Below are 23,382 nucleotides of genomic sequence, written 5' to 3' on the forward strand. Positions count from 1 at the left end.
TCTTAATCTGCCTTCGCGCCAGTGGCTTTGATGACCTTGCCCCAGCGCGTGATCTCGGTGGCGATCCAGTCGCTGAACTGTTTGGGCGTGCTGGCGACGACCTCGAACTCCATCTCCTGCAGGCGCTTGGTGATGTCGGGCGAGTTCAGTATGCGCACCATCGCCTGGTGGTAGCTGTTGACGATGGCCGGCGGCGTGTTGGCCGGGGCGAGCAGGCCGATCCACGACGTGGCCTCGAAATCCTTCAGGCCCGACTCGGCCAGGGTGGGGACGTCCGGCGTGCTCGGAAAGCGCTTGGGACCGGTGGAAGCCAGCAGCTTCAGGCGCCCCTCCTTGACGAAACCCTGCACATTGCCCGGCACGAAGAAGCCGGCCTGGATATTGCCCGCGATAAGGTCCGTGATGGCCGGGCCTGCGCCGCGGTAGGGCACGTGCGTCATCTGGAAGCCAGCGGCCGACTTCATCATCTCCATGGTCAGGTGCGAGGCGCTGCCCATGGCCACCGAGCCGTAGGCGAACTTCTTCGGGTCGGCCTTGGCCTTGGCGATGAAGTCCCGCACGTCGGTGATGCCGGTGTCCGGGTTCACCACCAGGTACTGCGGCGACTTCACGGCCAGTGTGATGGGCGCCAGGTCCTTCTGCGGGTCATAGGGCATCTTGTCGAACAGCGTGGCGTTGATGGCCAGCGGCCCGTTGTAGCCGATCAGCAGGGTGTGGCCGTCCGGGGCCGCACGGCTCACTTCGGCGGCGCCGATGTTGCCGCCCGCGCCCGGCTTGTTCTCGACGAAGAAGGGCTGGCCCATCGCCTCCTGCAGCTTGGGCGCAATCATGCGCGCCAGCACGTCGTTGGTGCTGCCGGTGATGGGCACGACGATGCGCACCGGCTTGGTCGGGCGCCAGTCGGTGGCTGCGGCTGTCTGTGCCCAGGCGGCGGTGGCCGCGCAGGCCCATGCGGCCAAGGTGAAGGCCAGTTTCGTGGGGAATTTCATCGTTGTCTCCGTAGTAGTCGATCGTGCGGGCGCCCCGCTGGGGCGCTTGGGTCAGAGGCTGAAGACCGGCTTCTTCGTGGCGTCGGCCAGTTCCTCGCGCGCCCAGGCCACGGGGTCCTGGTCCTTGGGCAGCAGCACGCCGGCAGGGCGCACGTGCTGCGCGCTGGCATCGAGCGCCGGTGGCGTCTGGCCCTGCTCCAGGCCGAGGGCCGCCTCGTGCAGCATGCGCCGGGCCATGACGATGGCCTTGTCGGTGGGCAGCAGCTTCTCGGCCTCGTGGTCCTGGATGGAACCCATGCTCTCCTGCAGCGAGTAGTCCTGCGCCGAGAATCCGAAGATGCCGCTGTAGGAGCGGTCCTCGCGCTGGGCCACGCGGTCCATGCCGTAGTCGTTGTCGCGGTTGGCCTTGGGGACGAAGCTGCCCGGCGCCTCGTACTCGACGTGGATGCCCTTGCCTTCCTCCATCGCCGTGCGCTCCTCGGCGGTGAGCGGGTGGGCAGGCTGCCAGTTGATGCTCCAGGCCCAGCAGCTGTGGTCGTCGATGGGCACCCACACATGGCCGCCCAGCGCGTGCTCGCCGAACGGCGCGATCAGCGTGAACCACGGGAACAGGTACTGCGTGATGCGCCAGTAGTACGAATCGGCCTCGCCGTTGCGCCGCCCGAACAGGCTCAGCCCGAAGGGGGTCTGCTCGATCTCGAACTTCACGTTGCCGTCGGCCTTGATGTAGTCGAGCGCCTTCACGCCCTGGTGCATGGGGTCGGTGTCCACCTCGAAGCGGTGCACGTACGAGACGTGGGCCGTGTCGATGCCGCCTTCCATGGCCTGCAGCCAGTTGCTGTACTGCAGGCGCTTGGAGACGAATACATGCTCGGGCGGCAGGGTGCACCACTCCAGCTCGGGCGGCGCGGGCTGCTGGTCGGCCGGGCCCATGTAGGCCCAGACGATGCCGCCACGCTCCACACAGGGGTAGCCCTTGATGTGCATGCGCGAGCAGGCCTGGGGCGAGGAGGGCACGTCCACGCACTGGCCCTTGCCGTCGAACTTGACGCCGTGGTAGGCGCAGCGGATGCCGTTCTCTTCGTTGCGCCCGAAGTAGAGCGACACGCCCCGGTGCGAGCAGAACTCGCCGATCAGGCAGGCCTGGCCGTCGGTGTTGCGAAAGGCGAGCAGCTTTTCGCCCAGCAGTTGCACGCGCACCTGCGGGCCATCGGGCTCGGGTATTTCGGCGCACGCCAGAGCAGGCACCCAGTAGCGGCGCATCAGGTTGCCCATGCGCGTACCGGGGCCTACGCGGGTGAGCGTTTCAGACATTTCCTTGTTCACAGTCGTCTCCGTGGGGGTCGGTGGGTTGGAATAGATTGTTCGTCTGATGAGACTTGTGTCCATTTTATGGATGATTTGATCTGTGTCAAATTTTTGGAAAGGTGTCCATCAGGCGGATAGCCCCCCCCCCTGCAGAGCTCCCTGCATGGCTGAAGGTGGGTTGGGGGGTCTTGCGCCGAAGCCGGCGGTGCTTTGCTCAGGGCATGGCGCGCTCGCGGGGCGACAAAGCCGCCGGTGCATGCCCGGTGCTCGCAAGGGGCTTCGGCTTCAGTGCCCGCAGCCGTTGGGTTCACCCGCATGCTGCAGTCCTGGCGTGTCCCCGGGGCGCGGCTTGAAGGCCGTGGCATATGGCGCATTCTGCGCAAGCCGGAGTCGGTTGCCCAGTTGCAGGCCTGCGTACTGGAGGAATTTGCGGGACAGGATGCAGCGCCGCCGTCAGCAGATGTGTCGGCGCAGCCTGCCGACCCCAGCAGCGCCAAGAGCGACGCGGTACTTGCCTATTTTGGCGGCGACGCCGCCCTGTTCCGTGCTGCGATCCGCACAGCCCTTGGCAGCGGGGCAGTTGCGAGAACACGAATGGGCTGCTGCGCCAGTTCCTGCCCAAGGGAACGGACCTGAGCGTGCATGATCAGGATGCCCTGGACTCGATTGCTGACCTGATGAACTACAGGCCGCGCGAGACGCTCGGATGGAAGTCGCCGTACCAGGCCTTCCAGCAGTTCATGCAGGCGATCGCGCAGCGCCAAAGCGCTACCATTCACTGACTCTCAAACCGTTTCAATCAAGCAGCAGTGTTGCGCTTCGGATTTGAGACCGCCCTCCGTAAATGCAAGCCTTTGGGCAGCAAGATTCGCGCCGCCCAAAAGTCTAACTTTGTTTTAGGGCGACTGCCCTGCTGCGTAACATCGTTGCTGCTCCATAACATCAAACATCGACCCACGGCGTAACGCGCTTGCTGCTTGGATGCCCGAGGCATAGACTGTACAAAAAAACAGTCATAACAAGCCATGAAAACCGCCACTGCGCCGTTACCACCGCTGCGTTCGGTCAAGGTTCTGGACCAGTTGCGTGAGCGCATACGCTACTTGCATTACAGCTTACGAACCGAACAGGCTTATGTCCACTGGGTTCGTGCCTTCATCCGTTTCCACGGTGTGCGTCACCCGGCAACCTTGGGCAGCAGCGAAGTCGAGGCATTTCTGTCCTGGCTGGCGAACGAGCGCAAGGTTTCGGTCTCCACGCATCGTCAGGCATTGGCGGCCTTGCTGTTCTTCTACGGCAAGGTGCTGTGCACGGATCTGCCCTGGCTTCAGGAGATCGGAAGACCTCGGCCGTCGCGGCGCTTGCCGGTGGTGCTGACCCCGGATGAAGTGGTTCGCATCCTCGGTTTTCTGGAAGGCGAGCATCGTTTGTTCGCCCAGCTTCTGTATGGAACGGGCATGCGGATCAGTGAGGGTTTGCAACTGCGGGTCAAGGATCTGGATTTCGATCACGGCACGATCATCGTGCGGGAGGGCAAGGGCTCCAAGGATCGGGCCTTGATGTTACCCGAGAGCTTGGCACCCAGCCTGCGCGAGCAGCTGTCGCGTGCACGGGCATGGTGGCTGAAGGACCAGGCCGAGGGCCGCAGCGGCGTTGCGCTTCCCGACGCCCTTGAGCGGAAGTATCCGCGCGCCGGGCATTCCTGGCCGTGGTTCTGGGTTTTTGCGCAGCACACGCATTCGACCGATCCACGGAGCGGTGTCGTGCGTCGCCATCACATGTATGACCAGACCTTTCAGCGCGCCTTCAAACGTGCCGTAGAACAAGCAGGCATCACGAAGCCCGCCACACCGCACACCCTCCGCCACTCGTTCGCGACGGCCTTGCTCCGCAGCGGTTACGACATTCGAACCGTGCAGGATCTGCTCGGCCATTCCGACGTCTCTACGACGATGATTTACACGCATGTGCTGAAAGTTGGCGGTGCCGGAGTGCGCTCACCGCTTGATGCGCTGCCGCCCCTCACTAGTGAGAGGTAGGGCAGCGCAAGTCAATCCTGGCGGATTCACTACCCCTGCGCGAAGGCCATCGGTGCCGCATCGAACGGCCGGTTGCGGAAAGTCCTCCCTGCGTCCGCTGATGGCCGGCAGCAGCCCGTCGTTGCCTGATGGATCCAACCCCTCCGCTGCTATAGTGCAGTCGGCTTCTGACGTTCAGTGCAGCCGTCTTCTGAAAACGACAAGATAAATCGCATGACGGCCTTTTTGGCCGGGGGTAGCATGACCGGACACTTTGCGTATACCCAAAATGACCGGAGGAACCCATGACCAGCCGCAACGGCTACTTCCCAGGCAAGACCAAGGCGAAGCGCAGCGCGATCATCACGCCGCGCACCGCCCAGGAAACACAGATTGCGGCCATGCCGCGCCAGTCACGCGCAGCGCGCCAGGCGCTCGCCAAGACGCCACCGCTGCGCGTCGGCGGCGATGGCCTGGTCGAAGGTGCCGACCGCATCATGCGGACGCCGACCGAGCACCAGGCCGCCGGCGTCGCTTTCAAGGTCGCGCGCATCTACTTGCGCGTCAGCACCGACGAGCAGGACTTGACCAGGCAGGCCGCCATCGTGGAGAGCACCAGGGCCGCCGGCTTCTACGTCGCCGGCATCTACCGCGAGAAGGCTTCGGGCGCTCGCGCCGATCGCGCCGAGCTGCTGCGCATGATCGGCGACCTGCAACCCGGTGAAGTCGTCGTTGCGGAGAAGATCGACCGCATCAGCCGCCTGCCGCTGCCCGAGGCCGAACGCCTCGTGGCCTCGATCCGCGCCCAGGGCGCGCGCCTGGCTGTCCCTGGCGTGGTCGATCTATCCGACCTGGCCGCCGAGGCGAAGGGCGTGGCAAAGGTGGTGCTGGAGTCGATCCAGGACATGCTTTTGAAGCTGGCGTTGCAGATGGCCCGCGACGACTACGAGGATCGCCGCGAGCGGCAGCGGCAGGGCGTCGAGCTGGCGAAGGACGCCGGCCGCTACACCGGCCGCAAGGCCAACACAAAGGTGCATGAACGCATCGTGGCGCTGCGCAGCGCAGGCCACAGCATTCCAGAGACGGCCAGGCTGGCCGGGTGCAGTGAAAGCCAGGTCAAGCGCGTATGGGCGCTGCACAACCAGGCGCAGGCGTGACCTACTCGGCCGCCTCCAGCTCGCGCAGGCATTCCATGATCGCCGCCCGCTCCAGCGGATCGAGCTTGGCGAGCTTCGCTTGCCAGCGGGCTTTCTTCCGCTTGATGCGCTCGCGCTCGCGGAAGTTGCTGCCGAGGTAGCGCAGATCGTGCAGCTCGGCCGGCTCGGGGTAGTTCATCCACAGCCGTTCGATAGCGATGCCGCCGCGCGTCATCGCGTTGAAGTCGATGGTTCTCCATGACGCCAAGGGAGAGCTGTCATAGATCGTTGAGCTGTAGCCCGACACCATCACCGCGCACGGCAAGCCGGCCAGCACGTCGAGCAGCCGCACGTGGTCGGCGTCGTCGTATTCGTGGCGGTATAGCTTGCCGCCGCGCCGGCTGTCCATCACGTAGGGCGGATCGGCGTAGACGAACTCGGAGCCGGTGAACTGGTGGGACTCCAGCCAGGCCACGGCGTCGCCGTGGTGCAGCTCCAGGCCGGGCACGTCGAGCTGCTGCCAGACCTCGATCACCTCGGGATCAACGTCGATGCCGACGCTGCGGGCAGCGGGCCGCTTGCGCTCCAGGATGTTGCCGCCGCCCAGGTGCGTTTCGATGTACGTGTCGTGAGGCGGGATGTTGTTGATGATCGTCTGGTAGACGCCGGCACCGCCCTTGCCGCCGGGGTATCTCATGGCCTTCTTCCTGGAGTAAATCGGGACTTGGCCAGCATCGTCAGAAATGGCGATGCTGTCAAGGGAAGCCGGCCGGGCCTGCATCGTCAGAGCCGACGATGCGAAGCTGCTGGAGCGACCTGCAGCACCGCCAGGAATGGCGATGCCGGATCGCTCAGTAGGTGGGGATGTAGACCACCTCAATGTCCACGCGCTGGTTCTCGCGCCGGCCCTCGGCCGTCGAGTTGTCTGCCACGAAATCGGCGGCCGATGCGAAGTTCACCATGATCTTGAGCGGCGAGACGCCGCGCGCCACCAAGTACGACCTGGCCGAGAGCGCACGGCGTAGTGCAAGGGCCTCATCGGCCGCGCTGGGCCGTAGTGTGCTGGTGCGCCCGCTGATGTAGATGATCGCCGCATTCCTAGCGTCGGCCAGCAGCTCCAGGGCCTCTGGCGTCGGCTGGAATGTCGCGCTGCTGTCGGGGAAGGACACCGATACGCCGGACTTGATCGGCGTGCCGAAGTTGCCGGCGTCGCCGGCGGCCAGTGCGCTTTGCGCGCTGACCAGGAACGCCAGAGAGAGGGCCAGAAGAACGGGTTTTCGCATGGGGCAGGACTCCAATCAGAAGAACAGGTAGCCGGCCTTGCTCATGGGGATGCGGATCAACCAGAGCGAGGCCAGGTGCAGCGGGTAATAGGCGTAGAAGGCCCAGCGCAGGCGCGGCACGCGCACATCCACCCGCGAGGCCAGGAAGAGCACCGGCAGGGCTGCCAAGGCCCACAGGTTGCGATTGACGAACCACAGGGCCGCGCAGGCCAGCACCGCGACCGCCGCGGCGGCCCAGCTCGGCCGGCGCGTGTACGACCACACCGCCAGGCCGAAAGCCACGGCCGGCCACCAATATTCGACCGAGCTGCCGCCGACCAGGAACACCACGCCGGCGGCCGCCAGGTGCAGCTTGCCGCCACGTTCGACCAGGTAAGCCGTGGCCGTGACGACCAGCAGCGTGAACATCACGTTGAGCGGCCACCAACCGGCGTACAGGCCGCCGAGGGCCACGAAGGGCACGGAGGCCAGCGCGCCGAACATCGCCAGGCGCGACATGGTGCGGCCGTACACGCCGCGTTCGAGCGTGCCCGGCCGGGCCAGGTTGTAGGCCAGGACGAACACGAAAAGGGGGAGCGCCACGCGGCCGGCCTCGAACAGCACCGGCAGCGTCGCGTTGAACAGGTACTTGTTGACGTGATCGCCGGTCATGAGAACCAGTGCGAGCCACTTCAACGCTTCGACGGTTCCATCAGGAATCCGCAGGGCCTTCATCAGCGCCGGCCCCCGCGAATCGCGTAGGCGCGCAGCACCAGGAAGATGATGTAGAGCGCTGGCAGTGAGAGCACGAAGGCGATGGGCTTGCCGATCCACGCCGGCAGCGCCCACAGCAGAAGGCCCAAGGCGAAGATCGGGCCGAGGCCCAGCAGAAGCAAATCGAGCTGGTTCTTGGCCTGCCCTTCCGCCCACTTGCAATAGGCTTGAAGCAACCGGCCGACGCCCAGCGTGTACCGCATCATGAAGGCGTGGAATTTGTCCATGTTTAGCCGCTAAATCGGAAGAGCCGGCCTACTCGGCCGACCCCTCGCGTGAAGTGTTGAAAGACACCGTGCGGGGCACGTAGCCGGCCACCGACACGCTGCGAGCTGCTGCGGCCGCTGGGGCGGCCTGCTGGGGTGCTGGTGCCGGCCTGGCCGCCGGCGTCGCCCGCTGGGCCACCGTCGCGGGCTGGCTGGGCGTCGAGGGCGTGGCCCCGGCCTTCGTCACGTCAAGCGTGACGAACCGAGCTTCGAGCCAATCGGCCCACTTCGACGCCTTGCGCATCAAGTCGGCCCGGTACACCGCGTTGTACTGCGGCGTGCGCGAGTGGTAGTTCGCCGCCTTCGTCCAGAGGTCGCCCTTGTCGTTGCGGATGTGCATCCGCAGCCGCCAGGCGGCCAGGTCGAACGAGTAGCAGCCGGCAGCCGCCACATCGTTCGCCGTGATGCCGTATCGGGCCAGGTCGCCCAGGTACGCGGTGTTGAACTGCATCGGGCCAACGTCATGCGTGCCATTCGAGTTGCGCACCCACTGGCCCGGCTTGCCGCCCTCTTTCTCGGCGACGGCCAACACGATGTTGACCGGCACCTCGTACTTGACGGCGGCCGAGATCGAGCAGACGACGCGCTCCTGGAGCTGCGGCGGCAGATCGGCGAAGAACGGCATGCCCTCCCCTCCCTCAGTTCAGCCAGGACTGACGGCGGCGCTCTTCGTCCTCGCGCCGGATGCGTTCGTTGTACTCGGCCAAGGCGCGGTCATAGTCGCGCGCTTCGACCCAATACCCGCCCCGCTCTGGCGTCCCGACATAGCGCGGCAGCGTGCCGCTGCTGGCGAAGTCGGTGTAGGCGTGGCCGGTGTAGGCCCCGCAGTAGTCAGGCAACTGGTTGCTGATGTACGTGCGCCCATCGTCGTAGCCGCCCGTCCACATCACCAACGTCGAGTTCAGCGACTGCGCGTCGCACCGGCCAGCGCCGCGCGAGATCGCCGACACGAGCGACTGCATTTCCGGCGTCTGGCTCGCCACCGGGCAAAGCTGGAGGAAGTTCAGGCGGGCGCGGATCGTGTCCGACAGCTTGCGCTTCGTGATGTTGAAGTACCGCGACAGCGACGGCGTGCATTCGCTCGGGCGCGTGCCCGACGACAGGCACAGGATCGCCTCGCAGGCCAGGCGCGTGTCGCCGGTCAGCACGTCTTGCGCGCTGGCCGTGCCGGCGGTCGATCCGAGGGCTGCCACGAGGGCGGCCAGGGCAAACAGTTTCTTCTTCATGGTTGGACTCTCCTTGGTTACGCAGTTGTGCCGTCGCGGCCTTGCTCGCGGTTGGCGAACGCAGCTACTTCGGACTCGGGATCGGCATCGGCAGGGCCGCCTGCCAGGCTGTTGTCGCCGAAGCTCGGCGCGGGCTGCTGGTCGGGCACGTCGATGTTCTCGGCCGTGCCGCTTCCTTGCGCCTTGATCGCGGCGGCGATCTTTCCGCCAGTGGTGTCGGCGATCCGCTCGGCTGCGGCTTCGCGCAGGCTCGCGGCTTTGGCCTTGGCAACATCGGCGGTTCCCTTCGCCAAGTTCGCGCCGGCGTCGGCGGCGATGCGGCCGGCCGTGCCGAGGGCCGATGCGGCCGATGCGAGCAAGCCGGGGCCGGTGCTGCCCGGTGCGGCCTGCTGCCCTTGCCCTGCCCCGCCGGCGGGCTTGGGTTCGTTCTTGGCGGCCTTGTCGGCACTGCTGCCGGTGCTGGCCGTCGAGCTGCTGCCCTGGCCGCCGGCGTCGGCTTTGCCGCCGCCCTTATCGCCGCCCTTCGAGCTGCCCGAGCTGCTGCCGGTCGAGGGGCTGCCGCCACCCGACGAAGAGCCACCGCCGGAGCTGCCGCTAAAGCCCGCAGCCTGAGCGAAGGGCGTGCTGCCGGTGCCGGCGTCGCCGCCGCCGCCCGCACCGCCGCCCGAGCTGCCGCCGCCCGAGAAGGCCGACATAACGTCCGTGCCTGCCGACACGTTCTCATTGGCCTTCGAGAAGGCGGCCATGACGGCAGAGGCACCACCGGCGGCCGAGGCTGCGCCGGCGGCCAGAGCGGCGCCGCCGGTCGCGGCCGCTGCTGCTGCCATGCCTGCGGCACCCAACGCAGCACCTGCACCGAACTGGCCGATGCCGGCACCGCCCACGCTCGCGCCGGTGATGATCCCGGCGATGAGCGGCGGAATCTTGTTGACCAACGCCAAGAGGATGATGACGACGATCAGCATCACGCCCATTTCCTTGAGGCTGATGCCGGCGCTCATGCGCGAGTAGTAGTCATCGAGGAAGGTCTTGCCGATGCCCACCAGGAGCACCATTGCGAAGAGCTGCGCGGCCACGCCCAGGACGACCTTGTAGTAGTTGATCGCCATGTCGGAAGTCCAGCGCGAACCACCGAAGCCGAGGAAGAACACGCCGCCGTAGGCGAGCACCCAGCCCGACGCGAGCAGCAGAAGCATATTCACACCGACCAGGGCCAGGATGACCAGGATCGCCACGGCCATGAGGATGCCGGCCATGCTGTCCACCGGCGACCACACCGAGGACTGATCCATCACCTTGTCGAAGATCGCAAAGCCCACGTCCACGATGCCCGAGGGCGACAGAGCATTGCCCAGGCCCGTCGCGTTGCCGGCGAGCTGCCGCAACGACGCATAGATGGACGAGGCGAAGTTAGGGCCGTTGGTTAGCGCCCACCAGAAGAAGCCGGTAAAGATCGTGAAGCGGACGAACTCCGCGAAGAACTCGCCAATGTCGGCCTTGCGCAAGGCCATCATGCCGAACGTCCAGACCATCGAGATCACAACCAGCGTCCAGAAGAGCCAGGTTGCGGCCGTGGTGATGACACCGGCCCAGCCGCTCGCGGCGGCCTGGTAGCGATCCAGCACGCTATCGAACACGCCGGCGTTGTCGATGGCCGCGTGGGCATCGACCGCGAAGAACGCCAGCCAGACGAACAGCGGCAGGGCGAGGGTTTTTAGATTGGCTGGCATTCTCATCGTCAGCACCTCACCATTCGCGTTTCGGGCTGGGCTTGAAATCCCCACCACGACGCAAGCACAGCGACGAAAAAGCCTGCTGGACGCCCTTGTCCTCGATCTTGGCGATGTTCTCGGGCTTGCAGTTCTCGTCGTTCACTTCCGGCATGGGGGCCGTGGCCGGCTTGTTGTCGCAGCCGGCGACCAAGGCCGCCACGAGGGCGGCCGAGGCCAAGGACAGAGCCTTGATTGCTTTCATGAATCCCCCTTACCAGGTGCGCGCCGGGCTGGCCCGGTAGCTGCCCTGGCGCAGTTGTGCGGCCGCTGCCGCCTGCTGGGCTTCCTTGTCGGCGTCGGCCTGCATCTTGGTTGCCATCGCGTTCTGCTGCGCGATCAGCAGGCCACGAATCTGCAAGAGCTGGTTGGCCTGCTGGCTGGCGAGCTGGTTGGCGTAGCCGATGGCCTGCATTTGGCCCTGCGCGCCCTGCGCTGCCGATTGAAGACGCTGCAACGTCGCTGCATCGGCCGTGAGATTCGTTTGCTGCCTATCGAGGCCCTTGAACAAGGCATCGTTGGCCTTCTTCTGCGACTCGCTCGCGAGCTGGGCCACATTCCGAAGTGCTGCGCGTTCCGCGTCGGAGCACCCTGCCGCCGTAAAGCACGGCGAGTTCTTGTAGTAGTTCAAGTCCTGGAACTTGCCGATGTAGCTGTCCAGGCTGCCGAGTTGGGTCTTGTAGTAATCCAGCGTGTTGACCGCGTTCATCAACCCGTTGATGGTCGATTGCGCCTGATCCCAGATATACGCGGCCGGGGCCATCGTGTTCTGGAGTTGGTTTTGATACTGCTGGAGCTGGGTGCTGTACTGCTCAATTTGCTTGAGCGTCTGGGCCACCGATTCGATGGCCGTCATGATGTTCTGCGACAGGTTGGTGCCGTCGATGACGGGGATGCCAGCCTGCACAGGTGTGACCGCCAGCGTGCTCGAAACAGCAATGACGAGGGCCAATTTAGCGGCTAAAAACTTCGGCTTCATGGTGCTTTTCTCCTATGGCGTTAGTAATCGAAGGAACGGTACGGCTTGGAAAACGTCATGTCCTTCGTGACCACGACGTTGAAGCGATACCCCGGCCGAATTTCCAGCGTCGGCGAAATGCTCAGGTTCTTGGCGATGAGTTGCGCCGTAACCTGGCCGAGCTGCTGGCCGAGGGCTTCGCTTAGGGCACTGCTGGCGCTCGGTGCGCCATAGGTGTTTGTGGCCTGGTTCTGGCGTTGGCTGTAGGTGATGCCTGCTGTCACGCCGGACATGAGGAAGGCCGAGCCGAACAGGCGCACATAGTGGTTGTTCACCTGGTCGTGGAAGCCCGCGTATCCCGCGCTGTCCGCGCCTGGCATCGCGCCAATGTCCATCGCCTTGCCATCGGGGAACACGATGCGTTGCCACGCAACCAGCACGCGCGCTTGGCCGTAGGCCACGTCGCTCGAATACGAGCCGACGAGGCGCGATCCCTGCGGGATCAACAGGTGCTTGCCGGTCGGTGTGTCGTACACGTCCTGCGCGACCTGGGCCATGATTTGGCCCGGCAGATCGGAGTTGATGCCCGAAATGAGCGTGGCCGGCACGACGAAGCCCGCGCGCAGCTCGAACGGTGTGCGCGGCGCTTCCGGCTGCGAATCCAGCTTCCAGCGGTCGCCCTGCCCACCTTGGCCGAACTGCGCCATGCTGTTGCGCCCGCCGCCGCTGGTCGAGGTTTGCAGGAGCTGCGGCGCACCGCCCGCGCCCATGCCGCCGGCGGCCGGAGCCGCGCCGCCACCACCGACGCCCATGCCGCGAATCTGCGCCAGGCGTGCTTGATAGGCGGCGGTCGGATCGTTGCTGCGCTGCGCGTCGATTTGCTGCTGCACCGCTGCGATGCGGGTCAGCATTTCATCGCGCGTCTGCGGCGTGCCGGTGTAGGTGCTCGGGCCACCCGGCGCGGAGCCGTTGCTACGCGGGGCATCCACGCGCACGGTGGTCTTGGCCTTCACGGCTTCGCCGAACATCTGCATCTTCGCCATGCGGATGCGCTGGGCCTCGTCGTCGTTCACCGGCTGGCCCGGGTTGCCGGGGTTGGCCGGCGGGGCCGGCGGCGCGTCCGGGTTGGACGGCCGCGCGATCTCCAGCGGAGCCGACGCCGGGCCGGTCGGCATGTCGGGCACCTTGAGCGGGCTTGCCGGCTCGATCAAGCCGCCGGTCTTGTCGCCTGCGATCTCCTTGGCGAACATCGACGTGTTGCCGGCCTTCTCCTTGGGGCCGTCCGCCGGCGCGTTCTGCTTGGCCGCGCGATCCGCCGCGACCAGGGCCATGACCAGCACGAACGACAGCAGGACGCCGCCGAGGATGTACATGGGCATGTTGTTGACGCGACGGACGCCCGCCTTCTTGGACACTTCGCCAGGCGAAGCGTCAGGTGCCATCTGATCGGCGTTTTCTGTCATGGCGTCACTCCTTGCGCACCCAGTACCCGGCCGGCGCGAACGTGCCGTTTTGCGCCAGGTAAGGGCGGGTGATGGATTGATTGCCGACCATCAAGGTCAGGCGGTACAGGTTCGAGTCGCCAGCCTGGTCGAGCACGTAGCGCAACGGCAGGCCGCCCGACGCGGCCGTGGTGGCCGGTGCGCTCGCCTGCGATGCCGCCGAGGCCGGGGCCTGCGTGGAAGCGCCGGCCGGGGCGTACTCCAGGAGGGCATAGCCCTTGTCGCGCAGCGACTTGACGAGCGCCTGGCCGAACGGATCGGGCGTCGGCTGTTGCAGCTCCAGGCGCGTGCGCGCCGGCGCGTACAGCGTGGCGAGCTGCTGCACCGCGTCGGTGGCGAGCTTCTGCTGATCGAGCGCGGCCGACTGGACGAAGTTGCCGTACTGGCTGGTGGTTGCGCAGCCGCCGAGGCCCAGGGCGAGGGCGAGCAGCGCGAGAGAGACGATCTTGCGCATGGTCACTTCCTCCGGCTGATGGTCACGCGGTCTTGGCTACTGCCAACACCGGCAATCAGGATCGCGCGGTCAAACACCGTGTCCACGATGTAGCGATTGCCCTGCACGCGGTAATTGACCAGCACCGTTTCGTCGTCGGTGAACAAGCCGCCCTCTTTGCGCACGACCAGGAGCGTCGGCGCTTCGGTCTGCTGCATCGTGCCGGGCATTTCGATGATGGTCTTGCGGCCATCGTTGTAGACGCGCACAGGCTTCCAGCTCGCCGACCCGGACAGCTCATAGTCGAACGAGAGATCGCCCAGGTACTCGCCCGTCGCCGGCAGGGTGTTGTCGGTGCGTTCCTGCTTCTCGCGGCGCTGGATCGCGTCCCACTTGGCTTGCGCTTCCTCGGGGTACGTGAACGAGACTTGCGGCATGTACTCGGTGCGATGCGAGCGCAGGCGGAAGTGGTAGCTGCGGCGGTTCGTGGTCACAACCAGGCTGGTTTCGAGGCCCACGTCCATCGGCTTGATGATGAGGTGCTGAACCTCGGTCGCGCCGCTGCCGGTGATGGCCGGTTCCACCGTCCACCTGGCCGTGTCGCCCAGGTTGATCGAGTTCACTTGTTCGCCGGGCTGCAAGGCCACGTCGCACACCTGGAGCACCGCGCAAACGATGCTCGGCTGCTGCGCGCCGTACACGAACTTGATGGCACCGCCCGAGCCGGCCACCGGCTTGATGCCGGTCGCCGACCCCGCTTCCCACCGTTTGGCGATGGCGAGCGCCGCGCGCTCTTGAGCGGTCAGCGTCGGGTTGGTCTTGTTGAAATACTTGTCGGCAATGTCGTCGCCAGGGGCGGCCAGAGCCAGGGAGGGCACCGCCACAGCAGCGCCCACGATCAAAGCGGAGAGGGTTTTCTTCATGGTGGATGACCTCGAATTCATTGGATGCGGGACCAGGAGTAATCACGCACGTAGATGCTCAACGGGTTGTTCCGCAGTTGCTCATCGGTGGTGTTGGGCGTGACCTCGGCGATGTAGGTAGTCACGAGCGCGCGCCAGGTGACGGGCTGACCTTTCAGCGTGCCTTGGCGGTCGCGCGTGGTTTCCACCCACTCGACTTGCCAGGTGTCGGGCGTTTGCGGGATGACGGTCTTGATCTCGACGCTGACCATTTCCTTCTCGGCGCGCTTGAACGGGCTGGAATCGGGCGTGCCGTTCAACCACTCGTTCATCTTTGGCGTCGCCGGATCGTTGGGGGCGAGCATCGAGTACGCCTTGAACACGCACTTGCGCTGCAAGGCCACGTCAGGCGACACCATGCGCGCGCAGCTCATCCAGTCCGCAACGGCGGCGTGGATGACACGCGGATCGGCCTTCCCTGCGGCCTGCACCGGGCCGGCGGCCACCGTCTGGCCCAGCTTGTCCACCTCGACCACGTAGGGGATGAACTTCGACTGGCTGCCGATGTGGATCACGCCACCCACGCCGGCCAGCGCGATCAACAGCGACAGGATGCCTATCACCTGCCAGGTTTGGCGCTGCGAGACGACGCTGCCCACGTGATCGTTCCAGGTGCGGCGCGCGGCCAGGTAGGGGTTCTCGGCCTCGCCCGCACGGCGGCCGCCGGCGAGCGGTTCCTTCGAGCGGCGCGGATCGCGCGGCTCGGCGGAGTTGGCGGGCTTCTTGAAGATCAAGCCCTTGAGGGTGTCGGCGATGCTCATGCGGCCTCCAGGTAGTCGTTGAGATTCAGCCCACGGCCGGCCAGCCACTCATGCACCCATTCGTGGCCGAACTTGGCTTCGAGGCTCTTGATGGTGGCGACCGATTCCTTGTCGGACGCACCGACGAAGGCCAGGGCCATCGGCCCCAGGGCAAGGTCATAGAGACGGCGGCCGTTCTCCGAGACGTAGTAGTACTGACGCTTCGGAATGGCAGTCGCCAGGATTTCGATCTGACGCGCGTTGAGGCCCATACGGCGATAGAGCGCCGATGTGTCCTCATCCCTGGCGTAGACGTTAGGCAGGAAAATCTTGGTCGCGGTCGATTCCACGATCACGTCCAAGATGCCCGAGTTGGCCGCGTCGGAGAGGCTTTGCGTCGCCATCAGCACAAGGCAGTTGGCCTTGCGCAGCACCTTGAGCCATTCCCTGATCTTGGCGCGGAACGCGGGGTGGCCCAGCATCAACCAGGCTTCGTCCAGGATGATGACGGAGGGCTGGCCTTTCAGTGCGCGCTCGATGCGGCGGAACAGGTAGAGCAGCACCGGCAGCGCGAACTTCTCGCCCAGGTTCATCAGCTCTTCGATCTCGAACACCGTGAAGTCGGACAGCGACAGGCCGTCCTCTTCGGCGTCGAGCAGGTGGCCCATCGAGCCGTCCACCGTGTACTGCTTGATGGCCTCGCGGATCGCCTCGTCCTGAATCGTCACCGAGAACTCGGAGAGCGTGCGCGCGCCGCTGGCGTGCATGCTCATGATCGCGTTGCCGATCTCGTTGCGCTGCGCCGGCGTGGTGTTGACGCCGTTCAACGCCAGGATGGTGTCGATCCACTCCATCGCCCAGGCCCTATCCCCCTTCGTTTCGAGGAACTGGAGCGGGCAGAACGCCAGGCGGTCATCGTCGGCGGCCACCGTGAAATGCAGGCCGCTCTTGCCCTTCGTGGCCGCGCGGATGCCGGCCGCGAGTGGGTACATCGACATGCCCTTGTCGAAGGCGTAGATCGACATGCCGGCGTAGCGACGGAGCTGCGCGGCGATGATGCCCAGGTGCGTCGATTTGCCTGCGCCGGTCGGGCCGAACATGAAGGTGTGGCCCAGGTCGCGCACGTGCAGGTTCAGGCGGAACGGCGTAGCGCCCACCGTCACGCAGTGCATGAGCGCCGGCGACAGCGGCGGGTACATCGGGCACGGAGCCGTGGCGCTGCCCGTCCAGATCGAGCTTGTCGGCAGCAGGTCGGCCAGGTTCATCGTGTTGATGAGCGGCCGGCGCACGTTCTCGACGCCGTGGCCGGGCAAGCTGCCCAGGTACGCATCGAGCGTGTTGATCGTCTCGATACGGGCCGCGAAGGCCAGGCGGTTGACGGCCTTCTCGACCAGGAGCGCGGAGGCCGCCAGGCGCTCCCGATCCTCGTCCATCAGCACGACTACGCTGGTGTAGTAGCCGGCCGCCACCAAGCCGCTGTTGACCTCGGCGATGGCCGCCTCGGCGTCGCCGACCATCGCGGCCGCGTCCTGGTTGATCGAGCCGGTATTCGTGTTGAACACCTGATCGAAGAAGCCGCGAATCTTCTGCTTCCACTTCTTGCGGAACTTGTCCAGGTGCTTCAAGGACTCGTGCTGATCCATGAAGATGAAGCGGCTCGACCAGCGGTATTCGCTGGGCAGCTCGGCCAGGGCCGAGAGCACCCCAGGCGTTGACTCCAAGGGGAAGCCTTCGATGGCGACCACCTGGATGAACTTGCGCCCGATCTTGGGCACGACGCCGCCCCACAGCTCTTGCCCGCCGATTACCGCATCGAGGTACATCGGATTGCTGGGCAGCATGACCGGGTGATGGAGGCCCGTCACGCAGAACTGCAACCAGCTCAGGAAGTCATCGTGCGTGACTTCCCTGCCCTCTTCCGACACGACTTTTTGGCCGCGCAGGCGCGTCATCTTGACCGCCGAGGACAGGCGCGATTCCAGGCTGGTGATCTCGCGCTTGAACTGCGCAATCAGGCCCGTAGTGCGCGCCGTATGGTCGGGAGCCACCGCATCGTCATCGAACATGAGTTCGACAAACTTGCGCTGGGCCAGCACTGGCGGGAACCACGTGACGGTCAGGACAAAGTAGCCCTCGAACATCGCGCCCAGGCCCTCGAACAAGCGCCGGCGTTCCTCGTCAATGGCGAAGGAAACGGAGTCGGGGAACGATGACACGCCCCGCTCCGAGTAGTTCGGCGCAGGCCGACGCACAGCATCGACATGCACCATCCAGCCGTTCCCCAGGCCCGCCAGGGCCTGGTTGATGCGGAACGACACCATTTCCCGCTGTTCCTCGGTGCTGCTGGCGTTGTCATCACCCTTGTACAGCCAGGCGGCCATAAAGGAGCCGTTCTTGCCCACGATCACGCCGTCATCGACCACGGCGGCGTAATTGAGCAGATCGGCCAGGCCGGCATCCTTGGCGCGATGCTTCTTGAGCTTCAGCTCGGCATCGACAGCCCGGATGCGGGCAAAGAGGATGAGCAACAGAACCGCACCGAGCACAGCAATGGCAATTGCGATTGCTTCGATCATTTGTATTGCTTCCCTTGACTCGGCGTGTTGTCACGGAAGGGCGTGCTGCGAGCCGGGTAGTACGGCTTGTACCGGCGGTGCCGCAGGTACACGTGTCGCAGCTTCGGATCGGCCTTCGCCATGAGGCGCAGCGCGAAGAGCGCGCCGAACCACAAGGCGATGCCGAACACCGTTGCCCTCACTTCTTGGGCGCTGAAAATCAGCGCGCCGGCCAGCAGGCCCGAGAACATCACCAGCTCACGATCCCCGCCCATGAACAGGTTTTCTCGGTTGCCGGCCCTACGGATGGGGATCGCGCGCAGAGCCATGACTTACCCCGCGATGTGGCCGCGCTCGGCCCAGCGCATGACGGCTTCGCCGGGGAAGCCGGCCACGTCCAGCGCGGCGACCTTGACCTGGTGCAGCGCGCCATCGGTCAGGGCGGCGATTTCCGCGCCACGGCCGAAGAACGTGCTCATCATGTTCTGCGCGCCGACCAGCAGGGCCATGACCAGGACGATGAAGATCAACGTGCGGAAGAAGCCGTTGAGTTCGCCGCCGAAGATCAGGATGCCGCCGGCGACCACGATGCCGATGATCGACAGCGCGAAGGCCACCGGGCCGGTGACGGAGTTGCGGAGGTTGGTCAGCCAGCTCTCATACGGCAGAGAGCCGCCGGTGCCCTCGGAGGCGAATGCGTGCTGGGGGGCCAGCAGGAAGAACGCCAGGAGGGCGAAGAGGCCCATGTAGAACAGGGCGTTGCGGTTGAGGCGGAATGCCGGGAAGGTTGCTTGCATTGGTCGTAACTCCTAGTCAGAGGGTTTTGGTGATGTACTGGCCGTTGGCGAACCCGGAAACCTCCAAGATTTCCTGGATGCGCCGCGAGCCTTCGACGCGGGCGATATGAACAACCACGTGAACCGCCTCGCCGATAAGCGGTTCAATGGGTTTCGGGGAATCGGGGTGCATGCTGATGAGCATGGCGAGCCGATCCAATCCAGCTTTGGCGTTGTTTGCGTGCAGGGTTGCAGCACCTCCTTCGTGCCCGGTGTTCCAGGCCATCAACAGATCAAGGGCTTCGGGGCCGCGCACCTCGCCGACCAGGATTCGGTCGGGGCGCATGCGGAGGGTGGTTTTCAGCAGCGCCGTCATGTTCACGTCGATGCTGGTGTGGTACTGGACGTAGTTCTCGGCGGCGCACTGGATTTCGCCGGTGTCCTCGATGATGAAAACCCGCTCGGTCGGGTCTTGAATCACCATCTCGTTGATGATCGCGTTCACCAGCGTGGTCTTGCCCGAGCCGGTGCCGCCGATCACAAGGATGTTCCGGTGCGCGCGCACCGCTGCAATCAATGCCTCGCGCTGCGGCGCGGTCATGATTCCGCGTTCGACGTACTGATCGAGCGTGAAGATGGCGACGGCCTTCTTCCGAATGGCGAAGGTGGGTGCGGGCACAACCGGCGGGAGCTGGCCGGCGAAGCGACTGCCATCAAGGGGCAGCTCGCCTTCCAGGATCGGCTTGGAGCGCGTGACTTCCTTGCCGTGGTAGCCCGCGATGGTTTCGATGATGGCTTGCGCCTGCGCGACGCGCAGCGTGCCGATGCACTTCATCGGCTCGCCCAGGCGTTCGAGCCAGAGCTTGCCGTCCGCGTTGAGCATGATTTCAACGGTCTTGGGATCGTTGAGGGCGGCCAGCAGCTCCGGCCCCATGTCGCGTTCGAGCTTCTTCTTCGCCCGTTCCTTGATGCTGTTGTGTTCTGGTTTCTGGTCGGTCATTCCGTATGCCCTGTATGCCGTTGCGTTTCGCGCATTCTACACAGGTTCATACGATATACCGAACTAATTTCGACCGCAACACCGAAGCGCACAAGGGTGACTTCGGCCGCGACGTTGCATCGCGGATTGCAGGGGCGAAAGAGGCGACAACGCGGCGCATGCTCCGTGCGCCCTCGCGCCGAACCCGTGGCGTTTGCGTTATGGGTTGTCCGGGGGTTGAGCCACCCCGGCGGGCTTTAGCGGCTAAAACTTGGCTGGCTCTTGTGGCTCAGTTCCGCGCCGCTTCCCTTCCCTTCTCACATCCTGGCGTCAACTCCCTCTAAGTTTCTTCCTTGTCGCTTCGCCCCACTTCTTGACGATGAACGCCTGGTGTTCTGGCAGCACGGCCGCCACGCGCTCGAAGCCTGGCGGCAGGCTTCGGGGTGCCTTGCCGCCGGCCAGGGTGTCAAGGGCTTCTTTGTCCAGGTCGGTCGATTCAAGCAGGAGCGGCAGGGGAGTTTCAAGGGCCTGCGCAATGTCCTCCATCACCTTTAGGGAGGGGTTGGCTTTGCCAGTAGTGAGATCGGACAGGAAGGAGATCGAAACCCCCGACCTGTCCGATAGCTCCTTTTTCGTCATGTGCCGCTCATCGAGCAGCCGGAGCACGTTCGTGAAGAAGATGTAGTTGTACAAGGCCCGTATGCCTTCTCGGTGCGGGCGGCAGAAAATTTTAGCCGCTAAAGTTCTTGACCACGGACGCAGGTTTAGCTAAACTGACGACTCCATTAGCGAAAGGAGCATGACGAATGAGCCACAACCTGTTCCAGTTTATCGGTAATCTTACCCGCGATACCGACGTTCGCCATAGCGAAAACAGCGCCCGCGCCGTTTTCGACCTGGCTGTCAATCGCGTGTGGCGCAACGCAGCCGGTGCGAAGCAGGAGCAGACGGACTTCTTCCGCATCAAGTCGTTCGGCGGCCTGGCCGAGAACGCGGGCAAGTACCTGGGCAAAGGCTCCAAGGTGTTCGTCCAGGGCCGCATCGAGCCGACGAAGTACGAGAAGGACGGCAAGACCGAATACGGCTTCGATTTCATCGCCGAGGAAATCGAATACCTGGACACCAAAGCGCCAGGCGGCGGCCAGTAAGGCCAGGCCCGGCCACGGCCGGGCAGTATGCTAGGAGGGAGATTAGATGCAGAACGAGTTCAACGAGCAGGAATACAGGCGCAAGCTCATCGAGGGCGGGCTTAGCGAAGCCGACGCCACCGACCTTGCCGCCCGTACCGCCGCCGCTCGCAGGGACTCGGGCAGCGCCGGCGGGGCCTTCCGCCCCGCCGGTTCCCTCTTCGAGCTGCCGGCCACGGCCGGCGACAACGAGGCGGCTTTGCCGCCGAAGCTACCGACGCCGGCAAGTGCCGCCGTCGAGCGATCCGAGCGCATGGCGCAGGAATCGGCCGAGCTTGCGCGCACGATGGGCCTGCCGCCCGAACCGCGCACCGCCGTGAACAAGATGGCCGAGCAGATCGGCGCGCTGGCCCAGGACAAACGGAGTAGTGCGATGGCGACCAAGAAGCGAACGGCCGGCGGTGAGCTGGCCGAGAAGGTCAGCGAGGCCAAGCAGACGGCCTTGCTCAAGCACACGAAGCAGCAGATCAAGGACATGCAGCTCTCGCTGTTCGACCTGGCTCCCTGGCCGGATCACATGCGGGCACTGCCCAACGACTTCGGGCGGTCGGCGATCTTCACCGTCCGCAACAAGAAGGTGCCGCGCGCCGCGCTGCAAGGCCAGTCGATCTACCACGTCAACAAAGACGTGGAGATCACCTACACCGGGATCGAGCTGCGCGCCGACGACGACGAGCTGGTATTCGCCCAGGTGCTGGAGTACGCGAAGCGCACCGCGCTCGGAGAGCCGGTTTCCTTCACGTTCTACGAGCTTTGCCAGGACTTGGACTGGTCAATCAACGGTCGGTACTACACAAGGGCCGAGGAATGCCTGACGCGGCTCCAGGCGTCGGCCATGCAGTTCTCATCCCAACGCATCGGCCGGCTCGAATCGGTGTCGCTGATCCGGCGCTTCCGCGTCCTGGATCGCGGCAAGCGCACGTCGCGCTGCCAGGTCGAGATCGACGCCGAAATCGTGGTGCTGTTCGCCGGCGACCACTACACGAAATTCGTGTGGGAGAAGTACCGCAAGCTGTCGCCCACCGCGCGGCGCATGTTCGACTACTTCGCCACCCACAAGGAGCCGTACCCGCTCAAGCTGGAGACGTTCCGGCTGATGTGCGGCTCGGATTCCACCCGGCCGAAGAAGTGGCGCGAGCAGGTAGGCGAAGCGTGCGACGAGCTGCGCGAAAACGGCCTGGTCGAAAGTGCGTGGGTGAACGACGACCTGGTGCATTGCAAGCGGTGATCGCCCCCCTGCCCTCCCCTGGAGCCGCCCGAGATCGAGGCGGCTTTTTTTCTCGAGCATCGCCACTTCCGGCGAGGCAGGGGTCGTCTCAGAAAACGGAAAATAAAGCACGCTAAGGCATAGCCGAACCTGCCAAGCTTGCTCCACCCTGTAGTGACGCGATCAGCGGGCAGGAAACGTTCCCCCTTCGCGCATGGCAGGCGCACACCAACTCAGACAGCACGGCCTCCATGCGCGCCAGGTCAGCCATTTTCTCGCGCACGTCCTTGAGCTTGTGCTCGGCCAGACTGCTGGCTTCCTCGCAATGGGTGCCATCCTCGCCTCGGCTTGCTGCCTCGGGCCGTTGGTTCTGATCGCCTTGGGGTTCAGCGGCGCTTGGATCGGCAACTTGGCGGTGTTGGAACCCTATCGCCCCATCTTTATCGGCGTGGCGCTGGTGGCGTTGTTCTTCGCCTGGCGGCGCATCTACCGGCAGGCAGCGGCCTGCAAACCGGGTGAGGTCTGCGCGATTCCCCAAGTGCGAGCTACTTACAAGCTCATTTTCTGGATCGTGGCCGCGCTGGTTCTGGTCGCGCTCGGATTTCCCTACGTCATGCCATTTTTCTACTGATCGGAGTTCACCATGAAGAAACTGTTTGCCTCCCTCGCCCTCGCCGCCGTTGTTGCCCCCGTCTGGGCCGCCACCCAGACCGTCACGCTGTCCGTACCGGGCATGACCTGCTCCGCCTGCCCGATCACTGTCAAGAAGGCGATTTCCAAGGTCGAAGGCGTCAGCAAAGTTGACGTGACTTTCGAGACACGCCAAGCGGTCGTCACCTTCGACGATGCCAAGACCAGCGTGCAGAAGCTGACCAAGGCAACCGCAGACGCGGGCTATCCGTCCAGCGTCAAGCAGTGAGTCACTGAAAACGGCACCGCAGCACAACGGACGTCATTGTCTGGCGCCACAAACGATAAAGGATCTGTTGCATGACCCATCTAAAAATCACCGGCATGACTTGCGACTCGTGCGCGGCGCACGTCAAGGAAGCGCTGGAAAAAGTGCCAGGCGTGCAGTCGGCGCTGGTGTCCTATCCGAAGGGCACAGCGCAACTCGCCATCGTGCCGGGCACATCGCCGGACGCGCTGACTGCCGCCGTGGCCGGACTGGGCTACAAGGCAACGCTAGCCGATGCGCCACTGGCGGACAACCGCGTCGGACTGCTCGACAAGGTGCGGGGATGGATGTACAAGAACAAGCTGGTGATCGTGCACGAGCGGGCAATTCGGACACTGATTGCGGCGGCACTTGCCCAGCTTGAAGTTGAAACAGGC

The 23,382-nt window shown here is 64.9% G+C and carries 27 protein-coding genes and 2 pseudogenes; 8 read left to right on the forward strand and 21 right to left on the reverse strand.

Translation table 11 applies throughout. The annotated features are described in order from the left end of the window. Nucleotides 1–2: 2 nt before the first annotated feature. Both A8M77_RS27150 and A8M77_RS27155 read right to left on the reverse strand, forming a co-directional pair. A complete protein-coding gene (locus tag A8M77_RS27150; protein WP_086924608.1) occupies nucleotides 3–989 on the reverse strand; it encodes a Bug family tripartite tricarboxylate transporter substrate binding protein in 987 nt (328 codons plus the stop codon). Between the two features lie 51 nt (nucleotides 990–1,040). Further along, a complete protein-coding gene (locus tag A8M77_RS27155) occupies nucleotides 1,041–2,315 on the reverse strand; it encodes an aromatic ring-hydroxylating dioxygenase subunit alpha (RefSeq protein WP_057204701.1) in 1,275 nt (424 codons plus the stop codon). Nucleotides 2,316–2,845: 530 nt separating this feature from the next. Here A8M77_RS27155 and A8M77_RS27160 point away from each other — a divergent pair. The 3 genes and pseudogenes from A8M77_RS27160 to A8M77_RS27175 form a co-directional block, all read left to right on the forward strand. Next, nucleotides 2,846–3,079, forward strand: a pseudogene (locus A8M77_RS27160) (transposase); the annotation flags it as partial. 243 nt (nucleotides 3,080–3,322) lie between these two features. After that, nucleotides 3,323–4,336, forward strand: a complete 1,014-nt coding sequence (intI1, locus tag A8M77_RS27165) for a class 1 integron integrase IntI1 (RefSeq protein WP_000845048.1) — start codon at nucleotides 3,323–3,325, stop codon at nucleotides 4,334–4,336. A gap of 284 nt (nucleotides 4,337–4,620) precedes the next feature. Beyond that, the gene (locus A8M77_RS27175; protein ID WP_011296189.1) at nucleotides 4,621–5,472 is read left to right on the forward strand and encodes a recombinase family protein; all 852 of its coding nucleotides are present in this window, start codon (nucleotides 4,621–4,623) and stop codon (nucleotides 5,470–5,472) included. 1 nt (nucleotide 5,473) lies between these two features. On the opposite strand, the gene A8M77_RS27180 is transcribed toward A8M77_RS27175, so the two are convergent. The 18 genes from A8M77_RS27180 to A8M77_RS27265 all read right to left on the reverse strand — a co-directional run bounded on the left by A8M77_RS27180 (nucleotide 5,474) and on the right by A8M77_RS27265 (nucleotide 20,346). Continuing rightward, on the reverse strand, nucleotides 5,474–6,148 hold the full coding sequence (locus A8M77_RS27180) for a DNA methylase (protein WP_011178411.1): 675 nt from the start codon (nucleotides 6,146–6,148) through the stop codon (nucleotides 5,474–5,476). A gap of 154 nt (nucleotides 6,149–6,302) precedes the next feature. Then, complete coding sequence (locus A8M77_RS27185; protein WP_001665065.1) at nucleotides 6,303–6,734, reverse strand: OmpA family protein; 432 nt, start codon at nucleotides 6,732–6,734, stop codon at nucleotides 6,303–6,305. 15 nt (nucleotides 6,735–6,749) lie between these two features. Further along, nucleotides 6,750–7,448 (reverse strand): TraX family protein, encoded by a 699-nt coding sequence (locus A8M77_RS27190; protein ID WP_011114053.1) that lies wholly within the window; start codon nucleotides 7,446–7,448, stop codon nucleotides 6,750–6,752. After that, nucleotides 7,448–7,714, reverse strand: coding sequence for a hypothetical protein (locus A8M77_RS27195; RefSeq protein ID WP_010890140.1), 267 nt, complete (start codon nucleotides 7,712–7,714; stop codon nucleotides 7,448–7,450). The genes A8M77_RS27190 and A8M77_RS27195 overlap by 1 nt, the downstream gene beginning before the upstream one ends. Nucleotides 7,715–7,742: 28 nt before the next feature. Then, nucleotides 7,743–8,378 (reverse strand): transglycosylase SLT domain-containing protein, encoded by a 636-nt coding sequence (locus tag A8M77_RS27200; protein WP_011114052.1) that lies wholly within the window; start codon nucleotides 8,376–8,378, stop codon nucleotides 7,743–7,745. A 13-nt stretch (nucleotides 8,379–8,391) separates the two neighbouring features. Next, a complete protein-coding gene (locus tag A8M77_RS27205) occupies nucleotides 8,392–8,979 on the reverse strand; it encodes a TrbM/KikA/MpfK family conjugal transfer protein (protein ID WP_010890138.1) in 588 nt (195 codons plus the stop codon). Between the two features lie 17 nt (nucleotides 8,980–8,996). Then, nucleotides 8,997–10,709, reverse strand: coding sequence for a P-type conjugative transfer protein TrbL (gene trbL, locus A8M77_RS27210; RefSeq protein WP_015586029.1), 1,713 nt, complete (start codon nucleotides 10,707–10,709; stop codon nucleotides 8,997–8,999). Between the two features lie 16 nt (nucleotides 10,710–10,725). Continuing rightward, nucleotides 10,726–10,929: an entry exclusion lipoprotein TrbK gene (gene trbK / locus A8M77_RS27215; protein WP_020206002.1), complete on the reverse strand. Its 204-nt coding sequence runs from the start codon at nucleotides 10,927–10,929 to the stop codon at nucleotides 10,726–10,728. A gap of 33 nt (nucleotides 10,930–10,962) precedes the next feature. Then, nucleotides 10,963–11,727, reverse strand: coding sequence for a P-type conjugative transfer protein TrbJ (trbJ, locus tag A8M77_RS27220; RefSeq protein ID WP_086924610.1), 765 nt, complete (start codon nucleotides 11,725–11,727; stop codon nucleotides 10,963–10,965). A gap of 20 nt (nucleotides 11,728–11,747) precedes the next feature. Further along, nucleotides 11,748–13,169, reverse strand: coding sequence for a TrbI/VirB10 family protein (locus tag A8M77_RS27225; protein WP_086924611.1), 1,422 nt, complete (start codon nucleotides 13,167–13,169; stop codon nucleotides 11,748–11,750). Between the two features lie 4 nt (nucleotides 13,170–13,173). Then, nucleotides 13,174–13,662, reverse strand: a complete 489-nt coding sequence (locus tag A8M77_RS27230) for a conjugal transfer protein TrbH (RefSeq protein WP_006122479.1) — start codon at nucleotides 13,660–13,662, stop codon at nucleotides 13,174–13,176. A 2-nt stretch (nucleotides 13,663–13,664) separates the two neighbouring features. Next, entirely contained in the window at nucleotides 13,665–14,564 is a 900-nt protein-coding gene (gene trbG, locus A8M77_RS27235; RefSeq protein ID WP_006122480.1) for a P-type conjugative transfer protein TrbG, read from the reverse strand. Between the two features lie 17 nt (nucleotides 14,565–14,581). After that, the gene (locus tag A8M77_RS27240) at nucleotides 14,582–15,364 is read right to left on the reverse strand and encodes a conjugal transfer protein TrbF (protein WP_011114048.1); all 783 of its coding nucleotides are present in this window, start codon (nucleotides 15,362–15,364) and stop codon (nucleotides 14,582–14,584) included. Further along, a complete protein-coding gene (locus tag A8M77_RS27245; RefSeq protein ID WP_011114047.1) occupies nucleotides 15,361–17,919 on the reverse strand; it encodes a VirB4 family type IV secretion/conjugal transfer ATPase in 2,559 nt (852 codons plus the stop codon). Before A8M77_RS27245 ends, A8M77_RS27240 begins: the two co-directional genes overlap by 4 nt. Next, complete coding sequence (locus A8M77_RS27250) at nucleotides 17,916–18,227, reverse strand: conjugal transfer protein TrbD (RefSeq protein WP_001207961.1); 312 nt, start codon at nucleotides 18,225–18,227, stop codon at nucleotides 17,916–17,918. The genes A8M77_RS27245 and A8M77_RS27250 overlap by 4 nt, the downstream gene beginning before the upstream one ends. Before the next feature lie 3 nt (nucleotides 18,228–18,230). Further along, nucleotides 18,231–18,695 carry a conjugal transfer system pilin TrbC gene (trbC, locus tag A8M77_RS27255; RefSeq protein ID WP_011114046.1) on the reverse strand — a complete coding sequence of 155 codons (465 nt, stop codon included), beginning with the start codon at nucleotides 18,693–18,695 and terminating at the stop codon, nucleotides 18,231–18,233. Nucleotides 18,696–18,711: 16 nt separating this feature from the next. Further along, on the reverse strand, nucleotides 18,712–19,674 hold the full coding sequence (trbB, locus tag A8M77_RS27260) for a P-type conjugative transfer ATPase TrbB (protein WP_000132020.1): 963 nt from the start codon (nucleotides 19,672–19,674) through the stop codon (nucleotides 18,712–18,714). A gap of 309 nt (nucleotides 19,675–19,983) precedes the next feature. Continuing rightward, entirely contained in the window at nucleotides 19,984–20,346 is a 363-nt protein-coding gene (locus tag A8M77_RS27265; protein WP_011114045.1) for a transcriptional regulator, read from the reverse strand. Nucleotides 20,347–20,459: 113 nt separating this feature from the next. On the opposite strand from A8M77_RS27265, the gene A8M77_RS27270 reads away from it, so the two are divergent. Beyond that, nucleotides 20,460–20,801, forward strand: coding sequence for a single-stranded DNA-binding protein (locus A8M77_RS27270; RefSeq protein WP_000019167.1), 342 nt, complete (start codon nucleotides 20,460–20,462; stop codon nucleotides 20,799–20,801). A gap of 46 nt (nucleotides 20,802–20,847) precedes the next feature. Continuing rightward, nucleotides 20,848–22,068, forward strand: coding sequence for a plasmid replication initiator TrfA (gene trfA / locus A8M77_RS27275; RefSeq protein WP_011114072.1), 1,221 nt, complete (start codon nucleotides 20,848–20,850; stop codon nucleotides 22,066–22,068). A gap of 112 nt (nucleotides 22,069–22,180) precedes the next feature. Here the strand turns inward: trfA and A8M77_RS27280 are convergent. Beyond that, nucleotides 22,181–22,393, reverse strand: a pseudogene (locus tag A8M77_RS27280) (MerR family DNA-binding protein); the annotation flags it as partial. On the opposite strand from A8M77_RS27280, the gene merT reads away from it, so the two are divergent. The 3 genes from merT to A8M77_RS27295 all read left to right on the forward strand — a co-directional run. Beyond that, nucleotides 22,373–22,678: a mercuric ion transporter MerT gene (merT, locus tag A8M77_RS27285; RefSeq protein ID WP_086924613.1), complete on the forward strand. Its 306-nt coding sequence runs from the start codon at nucleotides 22,373–22,375 to the stop codon at nucleotides 22,676–22,678. The pseudogene A8M77_RS27280 and the gene merT sit on opposite strands and share 21 nt — an antisense overlap. A 12-nt stretch (nucleotides 22,679–22,690) precedes the next feature. Beyond that, the gene (gene merP / locus A8M77_RS27290) at nucleotides 22,691–22,966 is read left to right on the forward strand and encodes a mercury resistance system periplasmic binding protein MerP (protein ID WP_003131987.1); all 276 of its coding nucleotides are present in this window, start codon (nucleotides 22,691–22,693) and stop codon (nucleotides 22,964–22,966) included. A gap of 71 nt (nucleotides 22,967–23,037) precedes the next feature. Then, the coding region (locus tag A8M77_RS27295; RefSeq protein WP_238136986.1) for a cation transporter at nucleotides 23,038–23,382 on the forward strand (345 nt) is incomplete at its 3' end.

Origin of the sequence: Variovorax sp. JS1663 (genome assembly GCF_002157355.1) — a bacterium.
Taxonomy (GTDB): Bacteria; Pseudomonadota; Gammaproteobacteria; order Burkholderiales; family Burkholderiaceae_C; genus Variovorax.

Bases quoted from the DNA above. Each gene is read 5' to 3' on its own strand.
- A8M77_RS27150 (WP_086924608.1), bottom strand. From the start codon at position 989: ATGAAATTCCCCACGAAACTGGCCTTCACCTTGGCCGCATGGGCCTGC.
- intI1 (WP_000845048.1), top strand. From the start codon at position 3,323: ATGAAAACCGCCACTGCGCCGTTACCACCGCTGCGTTCGGTCAAGGTT.
- A8M77_RS27175 (WP_011296189.1), top strand. From the start codon at position 4,621: ATGACCAGCCGCAACGGCTACTTCCCAGGCAAGACCAAGGCGAAGCGC.
- A8M77_RS27180 (WP_011178411.1), bottom strand. From the start codon at position 6,148: ATGAGATACCCCGGCGGCAAGGGCGGTGCCGGCGTCTACCAGACGATC.
- A8M77_RS27185 (WP_001665065.1), bottom strand. From the start codon at position 6,734: ATGCGAAAACCCGTTCTTCTGGCCCTCTCTCTGGCGTTCCTGGTCAGC.
- A8M77_RS27190 (WP_011114053.1), bottom strand. From the start codon at position 7,448: ATGAAGGCCCTGCGGATTCCTGATGGAACCGTCGAAGCGTTGAAGTGG.
- A8M77_RS27195 (WP_010890140.1), bottom strand. From the start codon at position 7,714: ATGGACAAATTCCACGCCTTCATGATGCGGTACACGCTGGGCGTCGGC.
- A8M77_RS27200 (WP_011114052.1), bottom strand. From the start codon at position 8,378: ATGCCGTTCTTCGCCGATCTGCCGCCGCAGCTCCAGGAGCGCGTCGTC.
- A8M77_RS27205 (WP_010890138.1), bottom strand. From the start codon at position 8,979: ATGAAGAAGAAACTGTTTGCCCTGGCCGCCCTCGTGGCAGCCCTCGGA.
- trbL (WP_015586029.1), bottom strand. From the start codon at position 10,709: ATGCCAGCCAATCTAAAAACCCTCGCCCTGCCGCTGTTCGTCTGGCTG.
- trbJ (WP_086924610.1), bottom strand. From the start codon at position 11,727: ATGAAGCCGAAGTTTTTAGCCGCTAAATTGGCCCTCGTCATTGCTGTT.
- A8M77_RS27225 (WP_086924611.1), bottom strand. From the start codon at position 13,169: ATGACAGAAAACGCCGATCAGATGGCACCTGACGCTTCGCCTGGCGAA.
- A8M77_RS27230 (WP_006122479.1), bottom strand. From the start codon at position 13,662: ATGCGCAAGATCGTCTCTCTCGCGCTGCTCGCCCTCGCCCTGGGCCTC.
- trbG (WP_006122480.1), bottom strand. From the start codon at position 14,564: ATGAAGAAAACCCTCTCCGCTTTGATCGTGGGCGCTGCTGTGGCGGTG.
- A8M77_RS27240 (WP_011114048.1), bottom strand. From the start codon at position 15,364: ATGAGCATCGCCGACACCCTCAAGGGCTTGATCTTCAAGAAGCCCGCC.
- A8M77_RS27245 (WP_011114047.1), bottom strand. From the start codon at position 17,919: ATGATCGAAGCAATCGCAATTGCCATTGCTGTGCTCGGTGCGGTTCTG.
- A8M77_RS27250 (WP_001207961.1), bottom strand. From the start codon at position 18,227: ATGGCTCTGCGCGCGATCCCCATCCGTAGGGCCGGCAACCGAGAAAAC.
- trbC (WP_011114046.1), bottom strand. From the start codon at position 18,695: ATGCAAGCAACCTTCCCGGCATTCCGCCTCAACCGCAACGCCCTGTTC.
- trbB (WP_000132020.1), bottom strand. From the start codon at position 19,674: ATGACCGACCAGAAACCAGAACACAACAGCATCAAGGAACGGGCGAAG.
- A8M77_RS27270 (WP_000019167.1), top strand. From the start codon at position 20,460: ATGAGCCACAACCTGTTCCAGTTTATCGGTAATCTTACCCGCGATACC.
- trfA (WP_011114072.1), top strand. From the start codon at position 20,848: ATGCAGAACGAGTTCAACGAGCAGGAATACAGGCGCAAGCTCATCGAG.
- merT (WP_086924613.1), top strand. From the start codon at position 22,373: ATGGGTGCCATCCTCGCCTCGGCTTGCTGCCTCGGGCCGTTGGTTCTG.
- merP (WP_003131987.1), top strand. From the start codon at position 22,691: ATGAAGAAACTGTTTGCCTCCCTCGCCCTCGCCGCCGTTGTTGCCCCC.